The sequence below is a fragment of the Corynebacterium sp. HMSC05E07 genome (assembly GCF_001807225.1).
Taxonomy (GTDB): domain Bacteria; phylum Actinomycetota; class Actinomycetes; order Mycobacteriales; family Mycobacteriaceae; genus Corynebacterium; species Corynebacterium singulare.
The window spans coordinates 53,381-74,420 of the sequence record NZ_KV788209.1 but is presented as its reverse complement, the minus strand read 5'-3'; the positions used below and the strand labels follow the sequence as shown (position 1 = coordinate 74,420).

Here is a 21,040-nt window from a genome sequence, read left to right as displayed (position 1 = left end):
TCAGCGTGGTGAAATCCGGAAGCCGCAGGGCGCACTAGTAGGCTGTCGCGAGTGACTACAACAGCAGCTTCTGACGCCATGACATGGATGCAGGTCATTGTCCTGTCTCTCGTTCAAGGCCTCACCGAATTCCTTCCCGTGAGTTCCTCCGGCCATCTGCGCATCGTCTCTACGCTTTTCTGGGGGCACGACGCCGGCGCATCCTTCACCGCCGTGATCCAACTCGGTACGGAGCTGGCCGTGATCGTCTACTTCGCCAGAATGATCTGGCAGATACTCAAAGGCTGGTTCATCGGCATAGCCAACAAGGACAAGCGCGGGCAAGACTACCGGATGGGCTGGATGGTCATCGTCGGCTCCATTCCAATCGGTATCCTCGGCTTCCTTGGTAAGGACCTCATCCGCGACAACCTTCGCAACCTGTGGATCACAGCATCCATGCTCGTGCTCTTTTCCTTCGTTTTTATCCTGGCTGAGCGCCTGGGCAATAAGACCCGCAGCTTCGAAGAACTCACCATGCGCGATGCCATCGTGATGGGACTCTGCCAGTGCCTCGCTCTTATCCCCGGTGTGTCCCGCTCAGGTGGCACTATTTCAGGTGGTTTGTTCCTGGGCCTCGAACGCGAGGTAGCGACCCGTTTCAGCTTTCTCCTTGCCATTCCCGCGGTCATGGCGTCAGGACTGTTTTCGCTGAAAGACGCCTTCGGCCCCACGGTGGGCCAGTCCGCCACAGGTATGCAGCTGCTCGTGGGTACGAGCATTGCGTTCGTCGTGGGCTATGCCTCCATTGCGTGGCTGCTGAAGTTCGTGGGCAACCATTCCTTTGAGTGGTTCGCTGCCTACCGTATCCCCGTGGGCATCCTCGTCATGATTCTGCTGGCCTTGGGCGTGCTGGTGCCCTAAACGAGACCTTTTCGGAGCTCTCAATGGTGCCGGAGGCGCCATGGGACTGCGGCGCGCGTTAGGATTGTGGGCATGCATTCTTGGCCTGTTCCACACGTCGACTCCGTTCCTGGCGCACCCGTGCCGCTTCACCTGTATGATTCAGCTGACAAGTCTGTATCGAAGGTGAATATTGACGGGGATACAGCCACCATGTATGTCTGTGGCATCACCCCGTATGACTCCACGCACTTGGGCCACGCGGCAACTTATCTGACTTTTGATCTTATTTACCGTCAACTGTTGGATAACGGCTATGCGGTGAACTATGCGCAAAATATCACCGATGTGGACGATCCTCTGTTCGAGCGCGCAGAGCGCGATGGCGTGGATTGGCGTGAACTGGGTACCTCCCAGATCAATCTGTTCCGCTCCGATATGGAACTGCTCTCGGTGTTCCCACCTCAGCACTTCATCGGCGCGATGGAGGCTATCGACGAGGTCACGGAGATGGTGCAGGCGCTTCTCGACGTTGACGCGGCCTACATCGTCGACGATCCCGATTACCCAGACGTCTACGCCTCCATCGAGGCGACCGAAAAGTTTGGCTACGAGTCCAACTATTCCCGCGAGCAAATGGAGACCTTCTTCGCTGAGCGCGGCGGAGACCCCGACCGTCCGGGCAAACGTGACCCGTTGGACGCGCTAATCTGGCGGGCCCATCGCGAGGGAGAGCCGGCTTGGGAGTCTCCTTTCGGACCTGGTCGACCGGGATGGCACATCGAATGTTCTGCCATCGCCACCAACCGTTTGGGCTCCAGTTTCGATATTCAGGGCGGTGGTTCCGATCTGAAGTTCCCGCACCATGAGTTTTCTGCGGCTCATGCGGAAGCCGCACTCAAGGTGGACCGCATGGCGCAGTTCTACGTGCACACCGGAATGATCGGTCTTGACGGCACGAAGATGTCGAAGTCCCTGGGCAACCTTGTCTTCGTGCACAAGCTGGTGGAGGCAGGAATTGACCCCTCTGCCATCCGTCTGGGTGTCTACTCCGGACATTACCGCGGTGACCGCGATTGGTCAGATAGTGTCCTCAGCGCGGCGCAGGACCGCCTGGTGCAGTGGCGATCGGCCATGAAGACCCCGGGGTCTCTCGAATCCGTGCAAGCCGTCATCCACGACGTACGTGCGGCGTTGGCCGATGACCTCGATACACCGCGTGCACTGAAGGTACTGGATGATTGGGCGGCCCACGCGGCCGACGGCGGTCCTGACGGTGAGCATGACGATGCTGCTGAGGCAGCTGACGTGATGCGTACAGCAGTTAATTCTCTGCTGGGCGTGCGCCTCTAAGGATCTTCAGGCATTATCTAGCTCATGAGCATTCGCGCAGAATTCCAGCCCACCGTTGACGAGTTCATCTCCAACCTTCAGACCTTTGCTACTGGTGATTACCTTAAGGAAGACGAGAAGGAGTTTTGGGAGGCGCCGTTCGATGCCTCCGTCCTCCCGGAGCTACGAAAGATTCTGGAAAGTTTTCTCGATGACCTCGACAAGCTCCCGGACGATCCTGAGGGTTCCATCCTCAGCACCGCAGTTAAACCGTCGGTAGAAAATCTCGCGGCCTTCAACCGGAAGAATGCCGATGCTGTGCTTGAGCCGGAGGAAAAGGAAGAGCTCTCCGAGCTCATTCATTCCGCTTCGGCGGCCACCGGCGCCGATGACGTGGCCCTGTCCCAGCTACCGGAGCTGGACTTCTAATTGGCTGAGCAGACTGCACGTCCATCCGCGATCTTTTGGGACATGGATGGCACACTCACCAATTCTGAACCACTGTGGGAAGAAGCGACCTTTCACCTCTCGGAGAGCCTAGGGCGCCGTCTTACTCCGACAGAGCGCCTCGCTACTGTGGGTGCCACCTTTGAGGACACCCTCAACATCTGCGCAGATATAGCTGGCGTCACGTTGCAACCAGGTGATACCGAACGCTACCGTACGCTGATGTTCGACTATGTAAAGTCGCTCTTCGCCCAACACCTCGAAATCTTTCCGGGTATTCCGGAGCTCCTTAGCGAGCTCAAGGACCAAGGCATGCCCATGATGGTGACGACGAATACCGAGCGCTATGTCGCCGACTCGGCAATTGAGGCCTTGGGGCGAGAATATTTTGTGGACACGATCTGCGGGGATGAGGTACCTCGCGGCAAGCCAGCGCCGGACATGTATGCCGAAGCCGCACGGCGCTTGGGCCTGGAACCGGGGGAGTGCTTGGTCTTTGAAGATTCCGCGGCCGGCATGCGCGCGGCAGTTGATGCTGGCTGCGTCGTCATCGGGTTGCCCGAAGGAGACCACGTTGCGGTTCCTGCTGAAGCAACGGAGATTTCGCAGCTGCACTCTTCACGCCACCTTGACGGTGTGACCGCAGCTGACGTCCATGCTTGGTTTGCTCAAATCCGCACCTAGCCACTGACTCAAGAATTTCGGCTGGAGAGCAGAATTCTATGCACCTGTATGGAAGAATATGCACCTGTGAAGAATTTTGAGAGCCTGTTTGAGGAATTGTCCCGAAAGATCGCCGAGCGCCCCGAAGGGTCCGGCACAGTGGAGGCCTATGACAAAGGCGTTCACCATCTGGGCAAGAAGATCGTCGAAGAGGCTGGCGAGGTCTGGATTGCCGCCGAGTACGAGTCTGATGAGGAACTCGCCGAAGAAATGTCCCAATTGCTGTATTGGCTGCAGGTCATGGCCCACAAACGAGGCCTTAAGCTCGACGACATTTACCGCTATCTCTAGAAAGCCGCTCCCATGATTAAGATTGCTGTCCCCAATAAGGGTTCACTGTCCGAGTCTGCCCTCGAGATTCTTAAGGAGGCCGGATACAAAGGCCGTGGACACAATAAGTCCCTCAACGTCGTTGACGAGGACAACGGTGTCGAGTTCTTCTTCCTGCGGCCAAAGGACATCGCCATCTATGTTGCCCAGGGCGTATTGGACTTAGGAATTACCGGCCGCGATTTGGCCCAGGACTCCCGCGCTAAGTTCAACGAGGTTCTCGACTTGGGCTTTGGTTCCTCCACCTTCCGCTACGCGGCTCCGGCGGGTGAGGAGTGGGACGTCGCCAAGCTTGAGGGCAAACGCATTGCCACGTCGTATCCGAACGTAGTGCGCGACCACCTGGCCGCTCACGGCATTGAAGCCGAGGTCATTCGTCTCGACGGTGCAGTAGAGATTTCTATTCACCTTGGTGTGGCTGACGTCATTGCGGATGTCGTCTCTACCGGGGCCACGCTGCGCCAGCAGGGCCTCGAGCCCTTCGGCGAGCCAATCGTGACCTCTGAGGCAGTGGTCATCAAGCGCGCTGGGGAAGAGCTTAACGTCGAAGAAAACGTCGTTCTTGGCCGCATTCGCGGCATCCTCAATGCCCGTCATTACGTGATGCTGGATTACAACGTTGCTGAGGACAAGCTCCCGGATGTTGAAGCGGTTACCCCAGGTCTGACTGGACCGACTATCTCCCCGCTGGCTCGCGAGGGCTGGGTCGCGGTCCGCGTTATGGTTCCACGAAAACTCGCTAACCAGGTTATGGATAGCCTGTCTGGAATCGGAGCGGAAGCAATCTTGGCGTCGGATCTCCGAATTGCCCGATTTTAGGGGCACATTCCAAACATTTTATTCTGACTCCTAGCTACGATGGACGGTGTCCACCATCGTTCTTCGATTTATATGCAAGGAGTCAGCCATCATGGCAAAGTCCACTAAGAAGGATGCTCAGTCCGAGACCAAGGCTACGAAGTCTGAGGTTGAGGAGAAGGCCACCAACAAGGCCCCGAAGTCGACCACAACCAAGAAGACTCGTACTGAGACCGACCTTCTCGGCTCCATGGAAGTTCCCAACAACGCGTACTACGGTGTTCACACGCTGCGCGCTATTGAGAACTTCCAGATTTCCTACGTGACCATCAACACCATCCCGGACTTCATCCGTGGCATGGTTCAGGTTAAGAAGGCCACCGCAATGGCCAACCGCCGCCTCCACGTCCTGCCCAAGAAGAAGGCTGAGGCCATCATCTGGGCCTGTGACCAGATTCTGGAGGAAGGCCGCTGCATGGACCAGTTCCCGCTGGACGTCTTCCAGGGTGGTGCTGGTACCTCCCTCAACATGAATACCAATGAGGTTATTGCCAACCTGGCCCTTGAGCACCTCGGCGAAGAGAAGGGCGCTTACGACGTCATCAACCCGAACGATGATGTCAACATGTCCCAGTCCACCAACGATGCCTACCCGACGGGCTTCCGCCTCGGCCTTTACTACGCCATGGAAGACCTCATTGACCGCATCGATGCGCTGCAGGCCACGTTCCACTCCAAGGGCAACGAGTTCTACGACATCCTGAAGATGGGCCGTACCCAGCTGCAGGACGCTGTGCCGATGACCCTCGGTGACGAGTTCAAGGCTTTTGCCCATAACCTTGCTGAAGAGCAGGCCATTCTGCGTGACTCGCAGAAGCGCCTCCTCGAGGTCAACCTGGGCGCAACTGCTATCGGTACCGGTGTGAATACCCCGGCTGGCTACCGCCACCAGGTCACCGCCGCTCTGTCGGAGGTCACCGGTCTGGAGATCAAGACCGCCCGCGACCTCATTGAGGCCACCTCCGACTGTGGCGCCTACGTGCTTCTGCACTCCACCATCAAGCGCGCCGCCATGAAGCTGGCCAAGATCTGTAATGACCTGCGTCTGCTGTCGTCCGGTCCGCGCGCAGGTCTGGCGGAAATCAATCTGCCGCCGCGCCAGGCTGGTTCCTCCATCATGCCGGGTAAGGTCAACCCGGTTATCCCGGAGGTTGTCAACCAGGTCTGCTTCAAGATCTTTGGTAATGACCACGTCGTCACCATGGCCGCTGAGGCTGGCCAGCTCCAGCTCAACGTGATGGAGCCGGTTATTGGTGAAGCACTGTTCCAGTCCATCCGCATTATGGGCAACGCCGTGGACACCCTGCGTGAGAAGTGCGTTGAGGGCATTACCGCTAACGCCGATGTCTGCCGTGCTTACGTGGAGAACTCCATCGGTATCGTCACCTACCTGAACCCGTTCATTGGCCACCACAACGGTGACCTCATTGCTAAGGAGTCCCTGGAGACTGGCAAGGGTGTCAAGGAACTGGTCCTGGAGAAGGGCCTGCTCGACGAGGAAACCCTGAACCGCGTTCTGTCCGTTGAGAACCTGATGCACCCAGAGTTCCGCGGCCAGCTCTACATCGACGAATAAAGCGTTCAACCAGCGCCAGGCCACACTGGTGTTGGACTAGATACGCACCACAGCACCTGTGCAGCCCTAGTGGTTCGCACGGGTGCTGTTGCCGTTTTCTCCTCTTTCTCCTCAACGCGGCACCTAAAGGGCGGGGGATCGATCACCTACCTACGGGTGTGGAAGTGGACACAATCGGGCGTAAATGTCCACTTTTGGGCGCGAATAGGGAAGAATAAAAATAGTCAAATGTCGTTCGTCGGCTCAACTCAGGCTAGACGCGACCCACTTCCTAACGTGCAGCTCTGCTGCAAAAATTGGAGTCACACAATGGTTGTTGTGCACATCATCATCGTCCTTGCGGCGATCTACTTGGGTGCCCGTATTGGCTCAATCGGCATTGGTATGGCTGGTGGCCTCGGTGTCCTTCTACTCGGTCTTACCGGAGTACCAATTACCCGCGAGGACATTCCCTTCGACGTCATCGGAATTATTATGACGGTGATCGCTTCCATCGCGGCTATGCAGCGCGCGGGCGGTATGGATTACTTGGTCTACCTAGCTGAGAAGTTTCTTCGCAAGAACCCGAAGAAGATTACCTTCTATGCTCCGATTGTCACGTGGCTGATGACGGTGCTCGCTGGTACAGGACATACAGCTTTCTCCACGCTTCCGGTGATCGTTGAGGTAGCCAAGGAAGGCAAAGTCCGGCCATCCCGCCCGCTGTCCATCGCCGTTGTAGCTTCTCAGATGGCGATCTGTGCGTCGCCGATCTCGGCAGCCGTGGTTCTTCTGGCTTCGCTATTGGAGCCGCAAGGCGTTGGTTACCTGCAGATCCTCGCCGTTCTTATCCCAGCTACTTTCCTCGCTATCTTCCCGGCGGCGTGGTTTGCCAACCGCTCAGGAGTCGAGCTTGAGGATGATCCCGTCTACCAAGAACGCAAGGCTCAGGGCCTAGTAAAGGTCCCCCAAGGCTCCTCCAACTACAGCCCAAGCAAGGGCGCCAAGTCCTCCGTCATCATCTTCCTTGTCGCCATTGTCATCGTCATGCTGTGGGCCACTCTCACTTCCTCGCAGGTGGGTTTGATTGAGGAACCGACGCTGCCTCGCAACGAGGCGATCATGACCGTCATGCTCACGGCAGCAACGCTCATCGTGATGGTCACGAAGATTGCCGCGGGCGATGTCCTCAACACTCCGGTGTTTAAGTCTGGTATGTCCGCCTGCATCTGTGTATTGGGTGTTGCGTGGCTCGGCACATCCCTGATTAACCACTACATGGAGGACATTCAGGAGCTTTCTGGCGAGGTCATCGCTTCCGCACCGTGGTTGCTGGCGGTCGTTCTCTTCTTCGCCGCAGCGCTCCTTTACTCACAGGCAGCTACCACCAAGGCACTCATGCCGGCCGCCTTGGCCCTCGGCGTCAATCCGCTCACGGCAGTGGCTGCTTTCCCGGCTGTGTCCGCTCTGTTTATCCTGCCTACCTACCCGACACTCCTCGCAGCGGTGGAGATGGATGATACCGGCTCCACTCGCATCGGAAAGGCCGTGTTCAACCACCCGTTCATTATCCCGGGCGTCGTGAGCATCGTTCTGTCGATCCTCTTCTGCTACATCCTTGGCGCGGTCATCATCTAAAAGGTAGTCATCTCGCACCTGCGCGGTGGTGAGCAAGGGCCCTCCTGGACCCCAGGGTTATGCACCCAGGGTGTATGAACTGGAGGGCCTTTTTCTGTTCCTAGTGGCAGAATCTCTCACCCCGCCTTCGCGCTAAACTGGTGGGCATGAGTACGCAACCTTCTGACGTTGACATTGCCCAGGCTCACGAACTCGAGCCCATCACCGACATTGCAGCCCGCGCTGGCATTCCTGAATCCGCACTTATCCCGTATGGCCGCACAAAGGCCAAAGTCGATATCACGCAGATCGGAGATATTCCCGCGAAGGGAAAACTTGTCCTCGTCACAGGTGTGTCTCCCACGCCAGCAGGCGAAGGCAAATCCACCGTCCTTATCGGTCTCACCGATGCCTTGACAAAGATCGGTAAGAAAGCCATCGTGGCGTTGCGTGAGCCTTCCCAAGGACCTGTCATGGGCATCAAAGGTGGAGCCGCCGGCGGCGGGTATTCACAGGTCGTACCGATGGAGGACATCAACCTCCACTTCACGGGTGATTTCCACGCCATCGCGGCGGCGACAAACACCTTGGCCGCCATCATTGATAACCACATCCACCAGGGAAATGCACTGAACATCGATCCACGCCGCGTGACGTGGCAGCGCTGTATTGACGTCAACGACCGCGCGTTGCGCAACGTTGTCACCGGCTTGGGCGGTCCTGCCCACGGAGTTCCTGCCGAGACTGGTTTTACGATTACTGCGGCGTCGGAAATCATGGCCATCCTTGGTCTTGCTACCGACCTAGCAGATATGAAGAAGCGCCTGGGTGACATCACTGTGGGATACACCTATGATCAGAAGGCTGTCACTGCACGCGAGTTGGGGGCGGAAGGTGCTCTCACCGCATTGATGCGCGATGCACTCAACCCGAATCTGGTGCAAACGCTTGCAGGCACGCCCGCCTTCGTTCATGGTGGCCCCTTCGCCAACATCGCGCATGGCTGCAACACACTGCTAGCTACCCACACCGCGATGCGCTTTGGTGACATCGTTCTTACTGAGGCAGGTTTTGGCGCTGATCTCGGCGGCGAAAAGTTCATGGATATCAAGGCTCGCTTTGGAGACCTCGACGTCGCCGGTGCTGTCGTCGTGGCCACCATTCGTTCCCAGAAATACAACGGTGGCCAGCCTCGTGAAGAACTCACAACGGAAGACCTCGATGCCCTGCAGAAGGGTGTGGTCAACCTTGAGCGCCACGTGGAAAACCTCCGCAGCTTTGGTCTCACGCCGGTGGTGGCCCTCAACCTCTTCAGCAGCGATACGGACGCCGAGCGTGAGTTCATGCGCCAGTGGGCACAGGACATGGGCGTAGCTCTTGAAGAGGCCGATGTCTGGTCCAAGGGCGGCGATGGCGCCATCGAGCTGGCAGAGTTGCTGTTGGAGAACCTTTCGGAGGGCAGCTCACGGCAGCTTTATCACCCCGCGGAGGGAATCGAAGCCTCCATTAAAACCATCGCAACGACGATCTATCGGGCTGAGCGCGTGGAATATTCCAGCAAGGCGCTAAAGGATCTCAAGTACATCAAGAACAACGGCTGGGAAGATTTCCCGGTGGTCATCTCAAAGACGCAGTACTCCTTCTCTGATGATCCGAGCCAACTTGGTGCCCCTGAAGGCCACACCCTCCATGTGCGCGAGCTTCAGCCACGCACGGGTGCCGGCTTCATCGTGGCGCTTACCGGTGATGTCATGACCATGCCAGGACTGCCCAAGAAGCCAGCGGCCAACAACATCGACGTCGATGCCGAGGGCTCGATTTCTGGCCTGTTCTAGAACTGTCCTCTAGGTCGTTGTGGCCACTAGGACGGTGCGCGAGGTGCGCAGCGTCCTAGCCCGGCCAGCCGGGATACTCGGGTGGCGTGCCGCCGAAGGCAGGGCAGAGGTCTTGAAACGAGCACCAACCGCAGAGCTTCGATGTTTTGGGGCGAAAATCACCCGATTTACCGTCGCCTTCGATTTTCGCCCACAGCTCGCCTAAGTCGCGCTCGAAGTATTCCAGCTCCTCCGGCCCCGGGGTAAGGAACATGGAGTCCACGACCTTGAGGTACATGAGCCGCAGCTGCGTGGGGATGGTGTTAAACAGGCGCCAGTACACGAGAGCATAGAAGCGCATCTGGAATTGTGCGTCGTGGGAATAGCGGGGGATAGGCTTCTTGCCAGTCTTATAGTCCACCACGCGAACCTCACCGGTGGGTGCCACATCCACGCGGTCGATGAAACCGCGAACTGGGACACCGTTGGGGAGGACGGTGTCGACGTACATCTCGCACTCATGGGCATCGAAGCCTTGCGGGTTCTCCATCTGGAAATAGCCCTTGACCAGCTCGCGCGCCTCCACGAAGAAGTCCAGCTCTTCCTCTTCCGGGACGAGCTCGCGCAGGTCAGGATCGGTATTCACCATGGAGGTCCACTCCGGTTTAATCATCTTGACTGCCACAGGGTAATCGCGTTCTTCACGCGGCAACTTGTGCATGTTTTCCAGCACTGCATGGACCAATGTTCCCTTGACCTGTGCTTTCGTCTTGGGTTCCGGCAGCTTGTCTATCGCTCGAAAGCGATAGAGCAGGGGGCACTGGTTGTAGTCGGAGGCGCGGGAAGGAGAAAGTGCTATTCGCTGTGGCATAATGCTCCTCAGCCTAGCGCATGCCGATATCAGCACTGCGATACACAATGCAGCAGACGCGCGTCTCCTCGGCATGGCAAGCTTGAAGGTATGACTACTAGGAAAACGACGGAAGATTTTCTCGACTTCATTGCTGCCAGCCCATCCTCGTATCACGCTGCGGAAGAAGTAGCGCGCCAGCTAATCGACGTTGGATTTAGCCGCCAAGAGGAGACTGATGAGTGGTCGGCAGCGCCAGGTGGGCACGTGATGGTGCGCGGCGGAGCCGTCATGGCTTGGTACGTTCCGGAGGGCGCTGGCCCGGACTCGGGTTTCCGGATCATCGGTTCCCATACCGATTCCCCGGGCTTGGCCCTGAAACCTACCCCGGATTTCGATTCCGCCGGCTGGCAGCAGGTTGCTGTGGAAGTCTATGGCGGCGTGCTTCTTCACAGTTGGTTTGACCGCGAGCTGACCGTTGGTGGTCAAGTCATGACGAAGGACGGCACCCGCCACCTAGTCACTACCGGCCCGCTACTGCGGCTTCCGTCCTTGGCTATCCACCTCTACCGGAAGGATGAATTCAAGCCAGACCGCCAACGCCACATGCAGCCGGTGCTTTCCGTAGGAACACCGGAGACGTCGGTCCTGGGGGTCGTCGGCAAGCAGCTCGGCATCAATCCAGAGGACATCGCGGCCTTCAACCTCATCACTGCTGACGCGCAGCGCGGTGCGGTGTTTGGCGCCGGAGAGAAGCTCATCGCTGCTGGCAGAATGGATAACCTGTCCTCCGTCCATGCGTCGCTGCGGGCGCTGATATCGGCTGCTGAGCAGCTGGGCGTGGCTGATAATTCGAGCCACAACGACATCCTCGTCATGGCCGCTTTTGACCACGAGGAGGTCGGCTCCTCGTCACGTTACGGTGCTGGCGGGCCCATCCTGGGGGATGTGCTTACTCGCACCGCACGGGCACTGGGCGCCACTGAGGAGCAGCGTTTTCAGATGTTCGCTCGCTCCAGCTGCGTCTCCGCAGATGCCGCGCACTCGGTGCATCCCAACTACGCGGAGAAGCACGATCCCACTCATCACCCCATCATTGGCCAGGGGCCGGTGACCAAGATAAATGGCAACCAGCGCTATGCCTCTGATGCCCAGACGGTGTCGCTGTGGGAGGACGCGTGCCGCCGCGCTGACGTGCCTTTCCAGCGTTTTGTGGGCAACAATGACGTACCATGCGGTTCCACCATTGGGCCCATCTCTGCTACCCGTCTGGGTATCCCGACGGTCGATGTCGGAGTCCCGATGCTGTCCATGCACTCAGCACGTGAGCTGGTAGGTGAGCGTGACCAACTATGGCTCGGCCAGGCTCTTGAGGCATACTTGGTGGGTTAACCCCGTACCCCGCACTCTGTGAAAGGCCCTTGACGCTATGGCTTATTCTGGCCCCTTCAGCTACGGCGACCGCGTGCAGCTTACTGATGCTAAGCGCCGTCACTACACCATCATCCTCGAGGAGGGAGGCCAGTTTCATTCGCACAAGGGCATCATCAACCACGTTGACATCGTGGGCCTCGATGAAGGCTCCGTCATCGACTCCACGCTGGGCAGCTCCTTCCTGCTTTTCCGCCACCTCATGGTGGATCACGTTCTTTCCATGCCGCGTGGCGCTGCGGTGATCTATCCCAAGGATTCCGCACAGATTTTGGTCGAGGGCGATATTTTCATGGGCGCCCGAGTGCTGGAAGCAGGCGCAGGTTCCGGCGCGCTGTCCATGACGCTCCTTCGCGCCGTGGGCCCCCAAGGCCACGTGTACTCCTATGAGGTCCGCGATGACCATTTGGAGTATGCTGTGGACAACGTCACGGAGTACTTCGGCGAGCAGCCAGAGTGGTGGAGCCCGCGACTGGGAGATCTGGCTGATGTCAGCGTCGAGGATCTCGGGGGCCCGGTTGACCGCGTGATCCTTGACATGCTCGAACCATGGGAGCACTTGGAGAAGGTGCGCGACATCCTCATTCCCGGCGGCGTGTTCATGACCTACGTGGCCACAGTTCCGCAGCTGATGAAGGTCATGGAAGGCATTCGTGAGCTCAAATGCTTCACGGAGCCGAAGGCTTGGGAGTCCCTCGTGCGTGAGTGGAAGGTCGAGGGCCTGGCTACCCGTCCAGAGCACCGAATGAATGCCCACACCGCATTCCTCATTTGGACGCGCCGGCTTGCCGACGGCGTCACGCCGCCCCGCCCGCAGCGCCGCGCACGAAAGTAGGGGGATCGGCCCTCACCGCGCGCTAGGGTGGATCCTATGAACGATGCCCCCTACGGTTCCGAGCACACACAGTTGCGCCGCCAGATGGACCAGCTTTCTGAGCGCAACACCAAGCTCGCCGCCTTGCTGAAGGATGCACGCGTCAAGCTCCAGCAGCTACTCGCTGAGGTTGATGCCCTCGCAGAACCCGCGTCCACCTACGGTGTTTTCCTGGGTTATTCCGGCCGCCCTCACGATTCGCGCCGCGATGCCGAGGTTTATACCAATGGGCGTGTTATGCGGGTGAAGATTTCTCCTAACCTCGAACCAGGCTCGCTCAAGGTGGGGCAGCAGGTGCGCCTCGGTGAAGGTTTCGTCGTCGTCGAGGCCTGTGCGCCCGTTAGCACTGGCTCGTTGGGAACTCTTCAAGAGCGCATTGGTTCCGACCGAGCGGTGGTGACCAATTCCGCGGGCGAGGAGCAGGTGATCCTGTTAGCTGCAGACTTGCGTGATACCGTCCGTGCCGGGGACACACTGCTCATCGAGCCGAAGTCAGCCGTGGCTTCGGAGCGTGTCCACAAGACAGAAGTGGCGCAGCTGACGTTGGAGGAAGTTCCCGATGTTTCTTACGAGGACATTGGCGGCCTTGATGAGCAGATATCCCAAATCCGCGACTCCGTGGAGCTACCCTTCCTGCACCCGGATCTGTACCGTCAGTTCGATCTTCAGCCACCCAAGGGCGTGTTGCTCTATGGCCCTCCAGGCTGCGGAAAGACTCTGATTGCCAAGGCCGTGGCTCATTCGCTGTCTGCCTCCCTGGGCGCCACTGCGCCCAGCTATTTTCTCAACGTTAAGGGCCCAGAGCTACTCAATAAGTTCGTGGGCGAAACGGAGCGGCGTATTCGCCTCATCTTCGAGCGAGCACGCGAGCTGGCTTCCGAGCAGACCGCGGACGGGAGCCAGCGCCCAGTCATTATTTTCTTCGACGAGATGGAGTCCATCTTTCGCACCCGCGGTTCCGGTGTGTCCTCCGACATGGAAACCACGGTGGTTCCGCAGCTTCTCACGGAGCTGGACGGCGTAGAAAAGCTCAACAACGTTATCGTTATTGGTGCTACCAACCGTGAAGAACTTATTGATCCGGCCATCATGCGTCCGGGCCGTCTCGACATCAAGATCCGTGTCAACCGTCCAACCAAACAGGGAGCGCGAGAAATCTTTGCCCGTCACTTCCCAGACTCGGTGCCGCACGAAGGCGAGCTTGACGCGCTCATCGATGATGCAGTGGAGGACCTGTACGCTGACCGGCCCTTCGTCAAGTTGCGCTTCGCCAACGCGGAGCCGCGCGTACTGCATTACCGGGACTTTGTGTCCGGTGCGATGATTGCCAATATCGTGTCCCGCGCAAAGAAGCTGGCTATCAAGGAAGCCTTGACAGCAGCCGACGGCTCGGTATCAGGTATTACCGCAGCGCACCTTCATGAGGCTATTGCCGCCGAGCAAGCAGAATCAGAGTACGTGCCCACTTCCGCGAACCCGGAGGAGTGGGCCAAGATCGTCGCCGGAACCTCTGTGGGGGCACATGTCACCGGTGTTGAGTTGATGGGAGCGTAGACATGGGAAGAATGAAACGCGTACTTGGTACTGAGACCGAATACGGCATCTCGACGCCATCGAATCCCGCCTTGTCACCCATCGTGTCCTCTACGCATGCCGTCGTAGCCTATGCTGCGCTGCACACGGGAGCGCGCTCCCGGTGGGATTTCCGTGAAGAACATCCCTTGCGTGACAGCCGCGGTTTCGATCTCAAGCGCTATCACACCGTGCCTGTCGTAGATCCGAACGCCATCGGTGTTGCCAACGTGGTCACCGCCAATGGCGCGCGCTTTTACGTCGATCATGCGCACCCCGAGTACTCCTCACCAGAATGCACCACGGCCTGGGAAGGAATGCTGTATGATGCCGCGGGGGATCTCATCCTGCGCCGAGCGGCGGAGGCCGTCACTAAGCTCACCGCACAAGGTACGTCCGTGTTGGCCAACCACGATCCGTGTCCGCCTCTGAAGTTCTACAAGAACAATGTCGATGGCAAAGGCGCTTCTTACGGTAGCCACGAGAACTATCAATACTCCCGCGACACCAATTTTGAGGACATCGCGCAGGGACTCATTCCTTTCTTCGTGACCCGCCAGGTGGTCACGGGTGCCGGCCGCATGGGTCTCGGTGCTGACGGCGAAGAGGCAGGGTTTCAGATCTCGCAGCGCGCAGATTACATCGAAACCGAGATTTCCCTGGAAACTACTCTCAACCGCGGCATCATTAATACCCGCGATGAACCGCATGCGGTGGCTGAGGACTACGGACGTCTGCACGTCATCATCGGGGACGCCACCATGTCCCACACCTCGACCTTGCTCAAACTCGGCATGACCGCTCTGGTTTTGGATGCAATCGAGGACGGCGTGGACTTCAGCGATCTGCGTTTGGCGGAACCTGTGGCCGAAGTCCAGCGCGTCAGCCGCGATCTGTCGTTGACGCATGAGCTGGTGCTTCACGACGGCCGCCGTCTCACCGCCCTGGATATCCTCGCCGTCTATCGCGAACGAGTTACCGCCACTTCTCCTGCGGAGGACAAAGTCCTTGAAGCCTGGGATGAGGTGGTGGGTTTGCTTGCCCAGGATCCACTAAGCGCTGCTCATCTGTTGGATTGGGTGGCCAAGTATCGGCTCATCAAGGGCTATGTGGACCGTGGTCTCGCAGCTGATGATCCCAAGCTCGCTCTCATTGATCTCCAGTACACAGACATCGATCCGGCAAAGTCTCTGCACCATGCATTGGTGCGCAAGGGCCAGATGCGCACGCTTGTCAGCGATGATGAGCTCACCCGTGCGGCCGACAACCCGCCGAACGATACCCGCGCCTATCTTCGCGGACGTGCCACCCAAAAGTTTGGTGACGATGTCCTCGCCGCTTCCTGGCAATCGCTGACATTCCGCATAGGACCGGAGGACGGCGCTCAATCCGGTGCCGCCTCCGTGGCGCTGGATGAGACGACGAAGCTGGGGGAGGGCGACGTCGGCGCTGTGCTTGATTCCTCAGCAACCGCCGCGGAGTTCATTGACGGACTCCGCCAGCTGGGCGTCACCATCGAGTACCCTACGTTGTATTAAGCACGGTATGAAGCACGAATGGCTTCTCGCCTCAGCTTTAGCTCTTCACCACGCTTTTAGCTCATGAAAGGAGCATTCACCATGAGTGGAAACCAGTCCCAGGTCAACGCCGGCGGCGGCAACAACTCGAACGATAATGCCGAGGAGTTCGACGCCGGGCAGGTCAGCATCAACAGCGCAGGCACCGACGACCTTCTCGATGAAATTGATGGCCTTCTAGAGTCCAATGCCGAGGAATTTGTGCGTTCCTACGTGCAAAAGGGTGGCGAATAGGGGTGGATCAGTTCTCCGGTAACGCCCCCGTCTACGCGCGGCGCATCATGGGCATCGAAACCGAGTACGGCATCACGGCTTCCACGTCTGCTGGACAACGCGCGATGTCCCCAGATGAAATCGCCCGCCTCCTCTTTCGTCCCGTGGTTGCGAAGTATTCATCCTCAAATATCTTCGCTCCCAACGCCTCCCGCCTGTACCTCGATGTGGGATCCCACCCGGAGATTGCTACTGCCGAGTGTGACAGCCTGAGCCAGCTCATTGCCTATGAACGTGCCGGTGACCGCATGGTGGACAGCATGGCGAGGCAGGCCGAGGACACTCTGGCCGCCGAGGGTGAGGAGCGCGCGGTGTACCTGTTTAAAAACAACGTGGACTCCGCCGGTAACTCCTATGGCTGCCACGAGAACTACCTCATCAGCCGCCACGTCGTGCTTAAGGACCTCGGCCAGGCTCTGCTGCCCTTCATGATTACTCGCCAGCTCATTTGTGGTGCGGGCATGATTCAGAAGTCCGCAGGTGATGAACCGGCTCGCTTTGTGCTCTCCCAACGCGCCGACCAGGTATGGGAGGGTGTATCTTCGGCAACAACCCGCTCGCGCCCCATCATTAATACCCGGGATGAACCGCATGGAGATTCCAAGCGTTTCCGCCGAATGCACGTCATCGTGGGTGACTCCTCCATGGCTGAGCCCACCGTGGCGCTTAAGGTTGGTTCCACCCTGCTTATGCTGGAGATGCTTGAGGCGGGCTTTGACGTTCCTCACTGTGGCGTACAGGACCCGATTCACCACATTCGTGACATTGCGCTCGATCCCACGGGCAGTACGCGGCTGCCGCTCGTCGATGGTTCTACTGCCACTGCGCTCGAGGTGCAGCAAGCTCTCTGCGCAGCAGCGCAGCGCTGGCTTGAGCACCGTGAGGATGCCGGCACGCCGACCGCAGAAATGGCCCGAGTTGTTGACCTCTGGCAGCGCATGCTCACGGCAATCGAGTCCCAAGACTTCTCTGGAGTGGACCGCGAAATCGATTGGGTTATCAAGCGCAGCCTGCTTGAACGCTACCGCGCGCGCCTGGGAGGGGAGTGGGCCCACCCCAAATTGGCCCAAATCGATCTGACCTACCACGATATCCGCCCTGGCAGGGGGCTTTTCAGCGTGTTGGAACAGCGTGGGATGGTGAAACGCTGGATTGATGACGCGAGCATCGAGGCTGCAGTTGATAACCCACCACAGACAACCCGTGCCAAACTGCGCGGGGAGTTCCTTGCAGCTGCCCGCCAACTTGATGCCGCTGTGACGGTGGATTGGACGCGGATGAAGGTCAACCGGCCAGAACCTATGACGGAGGAGTTCTCCGATCCCTTCGTATCCGAGGATCAGCGTTTGGACGGGTTGTTAGACTATATGCGTTCACACCACGGCGTTTAGCACGAAGGAGCCTGCCACCATGGCGTCAGCTGACCGCACCGCACACCGGGCTCCGGCCTGGGACACAGCCGTTGAAAGGCTCACCAACCTCACTTTCGCTCTTCATGGAGCCGCCCACCAAGGCGGTGTCCCTGACCGCAGCGCTGCATGGATCCGAACTCACGTTGAGGGTTATCAGAGGAAGAGCGATGAAGCCTTTAACAAGCAGCTGTCCCGCGACATCGTGACGCTGCAACGTGCGGGTGTTCCCGTCGTTCACACCAGTGGGCCAGAAGGTCCGCTCTACCGGCTTAACCCTGAGGATTACCAGCTACCACCTGTGGATTTCACCCCCGAAGAAGCCATGGTTCTGGGCGTTGCCGGGGGTATTGGCACGCCCGGTGGGTTGAGCGATTTCAGTCTTTCGGCATGGACCAAGATCGCAGCTTCAGGTGCGTCGCGCGATCTTTCTGGGGCTCCGGTGTATACCGCAGTCAATGACATGACAAAACTCAGTCCGGAGCTGGTGAAGGCAATTATCACCGCGGTACGGGCCGGAGTGCGCATCTCCTTTGATTATTACCCTACGCCGGCCTCCGAACCTATACGCCGCCTCATGGACCCGTGGGGGCTTGTCAACCACCGTGACCGTGTCTACCTCGTCGGTTGGGATGCTGATCGCGAGGCTCCCCGTACTTTCCGTGCCACGCGCATGAGAAATGTTCGCCGCTCCCGCCAGGAAGCCACGCATCTGGAGCCAAGTGCACCACTGCAAGACCTCGTTATCGCCGCACTGGATCGGGGTGAAACCATCAGTGCCGTTCTCAGCGTGCCGGAAGGCCAAGCAGCCGAGCTCGTCGAGGCGGGAAACCGCCGCAACGATGGGCTTCTCGAGCTCACAGACGTTCAGCGCGATTGGCTGGTTCGTACTGCCGCTGGCTATGCGCCCGATGTCATCGTGCTGGAGCCTGAGGAGATCCGCGTCGACATTCTTAGCCTTCTGCGCGGTGGCAGCACTGAGGAGGGGCCCCATGACTGATCACTCACGTAAGCTGCAGGCGCTCGTTCGCTCGCTCAATCTCATTCCGTATCTGCGCAACCACCCGGATCTCACCCCGATGGAAGCGGCAGAGGATCTCGGCATGACCCCAGCGGAGCTGAAAGATGCCGTGGATAGACTTTTCTGCTCAGGCGTGGGGCGTAATACCGAAGAACTCATTGACTTAAGCTTCAGCTACCGCGATGGCATTGAGATCTACAACGACCAGGGCTTAACCCAGGCACTGCGCCTTACTCCGACGGAGGCCGGGGCGCTGTTGCTGACGCTTGAATCTCTAGAGGCAATGCCAGGGCTTGTCGACGTCTCCTCTGTCCATTCCGCCGCCGCCAAGCTGCGCGACATCATGGATGAGAAGACCGCTGCTATCTATGACTCTCTCGCCGCAACTGACCCGGAAGAATCCCAGGTCCAGGCGGCATTGGCAGGAGCTATAAACAACCACAAGCAGGTGCGCTTCACTTACTGGAGTATGTCCTCCAACCGCACACGCGAGCGTACTGTGCACCCCGCTCGTATCTTCATCGTGGACGGTGAACCTTACCTCGTGGCCTGGGATGAGTCCGCCGGTAGAGAAGCGACGGGAGAGCATCGCACCTTCCGTCTCGACCGTATGAAGGACGTGGAGGTGCTGGACGCACCGGCAACCCCGCACCTCCGCGAGCTAGACTTCAACCCTGATTCACCGTTTGGTCTAGATCACACTCTCACCGCTGAGCTCGAGATTCACCAAGAGTTCACCTGGCTAGCAGAGCACTATGACATCACCCTGGGTAAGGACCTTGGAAATGGCCTCATAGCTGCAACGATGCCGATTGGCTCTGAGGCGTGGTTCACCCGTTTTGCGCTCGGCCAAGGCGATAGGTTGCGGGTTACTGGCCCTGCAAAGCTCGTCCTCGCTATTTCGCAGCATAGAAATCGCGCCATCGAGCGTTATACTCAACTCCCAGATTAAGTGCTCTCCGCGTGCGCTCGTTGCGAGGTGTTCTCCACATCCGTAACACGCACCACCGACTATGAAAGAAGGGGCTTCCCCATGACTGTGGGACCTTTGGAAATCGGCCTTGTCGTCCTCGTAATCGTGCTGCTCTTCGGCGCTAAGAAGCTTCCGGAGCTCGCTCGTTCCGTGGGCCGTTCCATGCGCATCTTCAAGTCCGAGGTCAAAGAAATGAAGGACGAGAACAACACCGCTGACGGTCAAGGCCAGATCGCTGCCGCTAAGAAGAACGACGAGGACTTCTGGAACAGCCCGGAGATGCAGCCGCGCTCCACCAAGCCGGTAGACGGCACCCAGAACTAAGCACCATTCACGCCATCTTTCTGCCTGAGAGGGGAGGACGTGTGCCTTGAGCGATATGCGCACACCATCTGCTACAAGTAAACCCACGAGCAGGCAGAAGTGGACCTCAAAGCTACGGCGCAAGCCGAAAAACCCAACCGGGGAAATGACCTTAGTGCAGCACCTTCAGGAGCTGCGCAAGCGCATTGTTATCTCCTTGCTCGCCCTGATAGTGGGCACCATTCTTGGCTTTCTGTGGTACCAGCATTCACCCTTCGGATTATCACCGTTGGGCGAAATCCTGCGTGGCCCGTACTGCTCTTTGCCAGAAGAGCGCCGTATTTCCTTTAGCGCAGACGGTGAATGCCGTCTGCTTGCTACCAGTCCTTTTGAGATGCTTCTCCTGCGTCTGAAGGTTGGTGCTCTCGCCGGTGCGGTGCTTGCCTCCCCAGTGTGGCTCTATCAGATTTGGGCCTTTATCGTGCCCGGGCTGCACAAGAACGAGCGCCGCTTCACTTTCTTCTTTGTCTCCAGCGCCGTGGTTCTCTTTGTTCTCGGTGCCGTTCTGGCGTACTTCATCCTCTCGGTGGGACTGGAGTTCCTCATGGGGATGGGTGAGGAGTTCCAGACCGCAGCGCTCACCGGTGAGCGCTACTTCTACTTCCTGCTCACTCTGCTCATGATCTTTGGCGTGAGCTTCGAAATTCCGCTGCTCATTGTCTGCCTCAACCTTATCGGTGTGCTGGAGTACGAGCACGTCAAGGACAAGCGCCGCATCATCATTGTGGTCATCATGATCTTCGCAGCCGTGGTGACTCCAGGACAAGAACCTTTTTCCATGCTGGTGTTGGCCCTCGCGCTCGTCCTGTTGGTGGAGATTGCCTTCCAGTTCTGCCGAATCCACGATAAGCGCGCTCAGCGTGAACGTCCTGCGTGGATGGACCTCGATGATGAGACGGCCTCGCCGTTGGGCGAGGGCCCCGGGGGCATTGGCGCGCCGACTCCAGTCGAGGCCCCGACGAGTGTCTCTGCCTCCGCTGCACCAGTGAGTAGCCCATCTCCACGGACCACGGGGGCATCGCCAAGCACCAGCACCGCTCCGCGCACCACGCAGCCGCCACAGGGCGGATTCTTCGATGACGTCCTTTAAGGACATACTCGTTAAAGCCGACCTGGCAAAGGCACTGACCGCGTTTCTC

20 protein-coding genes are annotated in these 21,040 nt (G+C 58.6%); 19 read left to right on the top strand and 1 reads right to left on the bottom strand.

Going from position 1 to position 21,040, the window contains the following annotated elements:
- Positions 1-78: 78 nt before the first annotated feature.
- The 9 genes from HMPREF3149_RS02820 (at position 79) to HMPREF3149_RS02780 (ending at position 9,579) form a co-directional block, all read left to right on the top strand.
- Positions 79-903 carry an undecaprenyl-diphosphate phosphatase gene (locus tag HMPREF3149_RS02820; protein WP_210385399.1) on the top strand — a complete coding sequence of 275 codons (825 nt, stop codon included), beginning with the start codon at positions 79-81 and terminating at the stop codon, positions 901-903.
- Positions 904-975: 72 nt separating this feature from the next.
- Entirely contained in the window at positions 976-2,235 is a 1,260-nt protein-coding gene (gene mshC, locus HMPREF3149_RS02815) for a cysteine--1-D-myo-inosityl 2-amino-2-deoxy-alpha-D-glucopyranoside ligase (protein WP_070536446.1), read from the top strand.
- A 24-nt stretch (positions 2,236-2,259) separates the two neighbouring features.
- Entirely contained in the window at positions 2,260-2,643 is a 384-nt protein-coding gene (locus tag HMPREF3149_RS02810) for a hypothetical protein (protein ID WP_070536444.1), read from the top strand.
- On the top strand, positions 2,644-3,345 hold the full coding sequence (locus HMPREF3149_RS02805) for an HAD family hydrolase (protein WP_256366405.1): 702 nt from the start codon (positions 2,644-2,646) through the stop codon (positions 3,343-3,345).
- A 66-nt stretch (positions 3,346-3,411) separates the two neighbouring features.
- The gene (locus tag HMPREF3149_RS02800; protein ID WP_070536706.1) at positions 3,412-3,675 is read left to right on the top strand and encodes a phosphoribosyl-ATP diphosphatase; all 264 of its coding nucleotides are present in this window, start codon (positions 3,412-3,414) and stop codon (positions 3,673-3,675) included.
- Between the two features lie 12 nt (positions 3,676-3,687).
- Positions 3,688-4,533, top strand: coding sequence for an ATP phosphoribosyltransferase (gene hisG, locus HMPREF3149_RS02795; protein ID WP_070536442.1), 846 nt, complete (start codon positions 3,688-3,690; stop codon positions 4,531-4,533).
- A 91-nt stretch (positions 4,534-4,624) separates the two neighbouring features.
- The gene (gene aspA / locus HMPREF3149_RS02790) at positions 4,625-6,148 is read left to right on the top strand and encodes an aspartate ammonia-lyase (protein ID WP_042530835.1); all 1,524 of its coding nucleotides are present in this window, start codon (positions 4,625-4,627) and stop codon (positions 6,146-6,148) included.
- 309 nt (positions 6,149-6,457) lie between these two features.
- On the top strand, positions 6,458-7,765 hold the full coding sequence (locus tag HMPREF3149_RS02785) for an anaerobic C4-dicarboxylate transporter (RefSeq protein WP_070536440.1): 1,308 nt from the start codon (positions 6,458-6,460) through the stop codon (positions 7,763-7,765).
- Between the two features lie 146 nt (positions 7,766-7,911).
- On the top strand, positions 7,912-9,579 hold the full coding sequence (locus HMPREF3149_RS02780; RefSeq protein ID WP_070536438.1) for a formate--tetrahydrofolate ligase: 1,668 nt from the start codon (positions 7,912-7,914) through the stop codon (positions 9,577-9,579).
- A 55-nt stretch (positions 9,580-9,634) separates the two neighbouring features.
- Here HMPREF3149_RS02780 and HMPREF3149_RS02775 read toward each other — a convergent pair whose 3' ends face one another.
- Positions 9,635-10,429 carry a RecB family exonuclease gene (locus HMPREF3149_RS02775; RefSeq protein ID WP_070536436.1) on the bottom strand — a complete coding sequence of 265 codons (795 nt, stop codon included), beginning with the start codon at positions 10,427-10,429 and terminating at the stop codon, positions 9,635-9,637.
- A 90-nt stretch (positions 10,430-10,519) separates the two neighbouring features.
- Between HMPREF3149_RS02775 and HMPREF3149_RS02770 the strand changes: the two genes are divergently transcribed.
- The 10 genes from HMPREF3149_RS02770 (at position 10,520) to tatC (ending at position 20,991) form a co-directional block, all read left to right on the top strand.
- Complete coding sequence (locus tag HMPREF3149_RS02770) at positions 10,520-11,800, top strand: M18 family aminopeptidase (RefSeq protein ID WP_070536433.1); 1,281 nt, start codon at positions 10,520-10,522, stop codon at positions 11,798-11,800.
- 37 nt (positions 11,801-11,837) lie between these two features.
- Complete coding sequence (locus HMPREF3149_RS02765; protein ID WP_070536431.1) at positions 11,838-12,674, top strand: tRNA (adenine-N1)-methyltransferase; 837 nt, start codon at positions 11,838-11,840, stop codon at positions 12,672-12,674.
- Between the two features lie 36 nt (positions 12,675-12,710).
- Entirely contained in the window at positions 12,711-14,267 is a 1,557-nt protein-coding gene (gene arc / locus HMPREF3149_RS02760; RefSeq protein ID WP_070536429.1) for a proteasome ATPase, read from the top strand.
- Positions 14,268-14,278: 11 nt separating this feature from the next.
- On the top strand, positions 14,279-15,823 hold the full coding sequence (dop, locus tag HMPREF3149_RS02755) for a depupylase/deamidase Dop (RefSeq protein ID WP_070536704.1): 1,545 nt from the start codon (positions 14,279-14,281) through the stop codon (positions 15,821-15,823).
- An 81-nt stretch (positions 15,824-15,904) separates the two neighbouring features.
- The gene (locus HMPREF3149_RS02750; protein ID WP_070536427.1) at positions 15,905-16,096 is read left to right on the top strand and encodes a ubiquitin-like protein Pup; all 192 of its coding nucleotides are present in this window, start codon (positions 15,905-15,907) and stop codon (positions 16,094-16,096) included.
- Between the two features lie 47 nt (positions 16,097-16,143).
- A complete protein-coding gene (gene pafA, locus HMPREF3149_RS02745; protein WP_070536702.1) occupies positions 16,144-17,526 on the top strand; it encodes a Pup--protein ligase in 1,383 nt (460 codons plus the stop codon).
- A 19-nt stretch (positions 17,527-17,545) separates the two neighbouring features.
- Positions 17,546-18,544: a helix-turn-helix transcriptional regulator gene (locus HMPREF3149_RS02740; protein ID WP_070536425.1), complete on the top strand. Its 999-nt coding sequence runs from the start codon at positions 17,546-17,548 to the stop codon at positions 18,542-18,544.
- Entirely contained in the window at positions 18,537-19,517 is a 981-nt protein-coding gene (locus HMPREF3149_RS02735; RefSeq protein ID WP_070536423.1) for a helix-turn-helix transcriptional regulator, read from the top strand. The genes HMPREF3149_RS02740 and HMPREF3149_RS02735 overlap by 8 nt, the downstream gene beginning before the upstream one ends.
- A gap of 81 nt (positions 19,518-19,598) precedes the next feature.
- On the top strand, positions 19,599-19,862 hold the full coding sequence (gene tatA, locus HMPREF3149_RS02730; RefSeq protein WP_042530855.1) for a Sec-independent protein translocase subunit TatA: 264 nt from the start codon (positions 19,599-19,601) through the stop codon (positions 19,860-19,862).
- Positions 19,863-20,007: 145 nt separating this feature from the next.
- Entirely contained in the window at positions 20,008-20,991 is a 984-nt protein-coding gene (gene tatC / locus HMPREF3149_RS02725; protein WP_070536421.1) for a twin-arginine translocase subunit TatC, read from the top strand.
- Positions 20,992-21,040 lie beyond the last annotated feature (49 nt).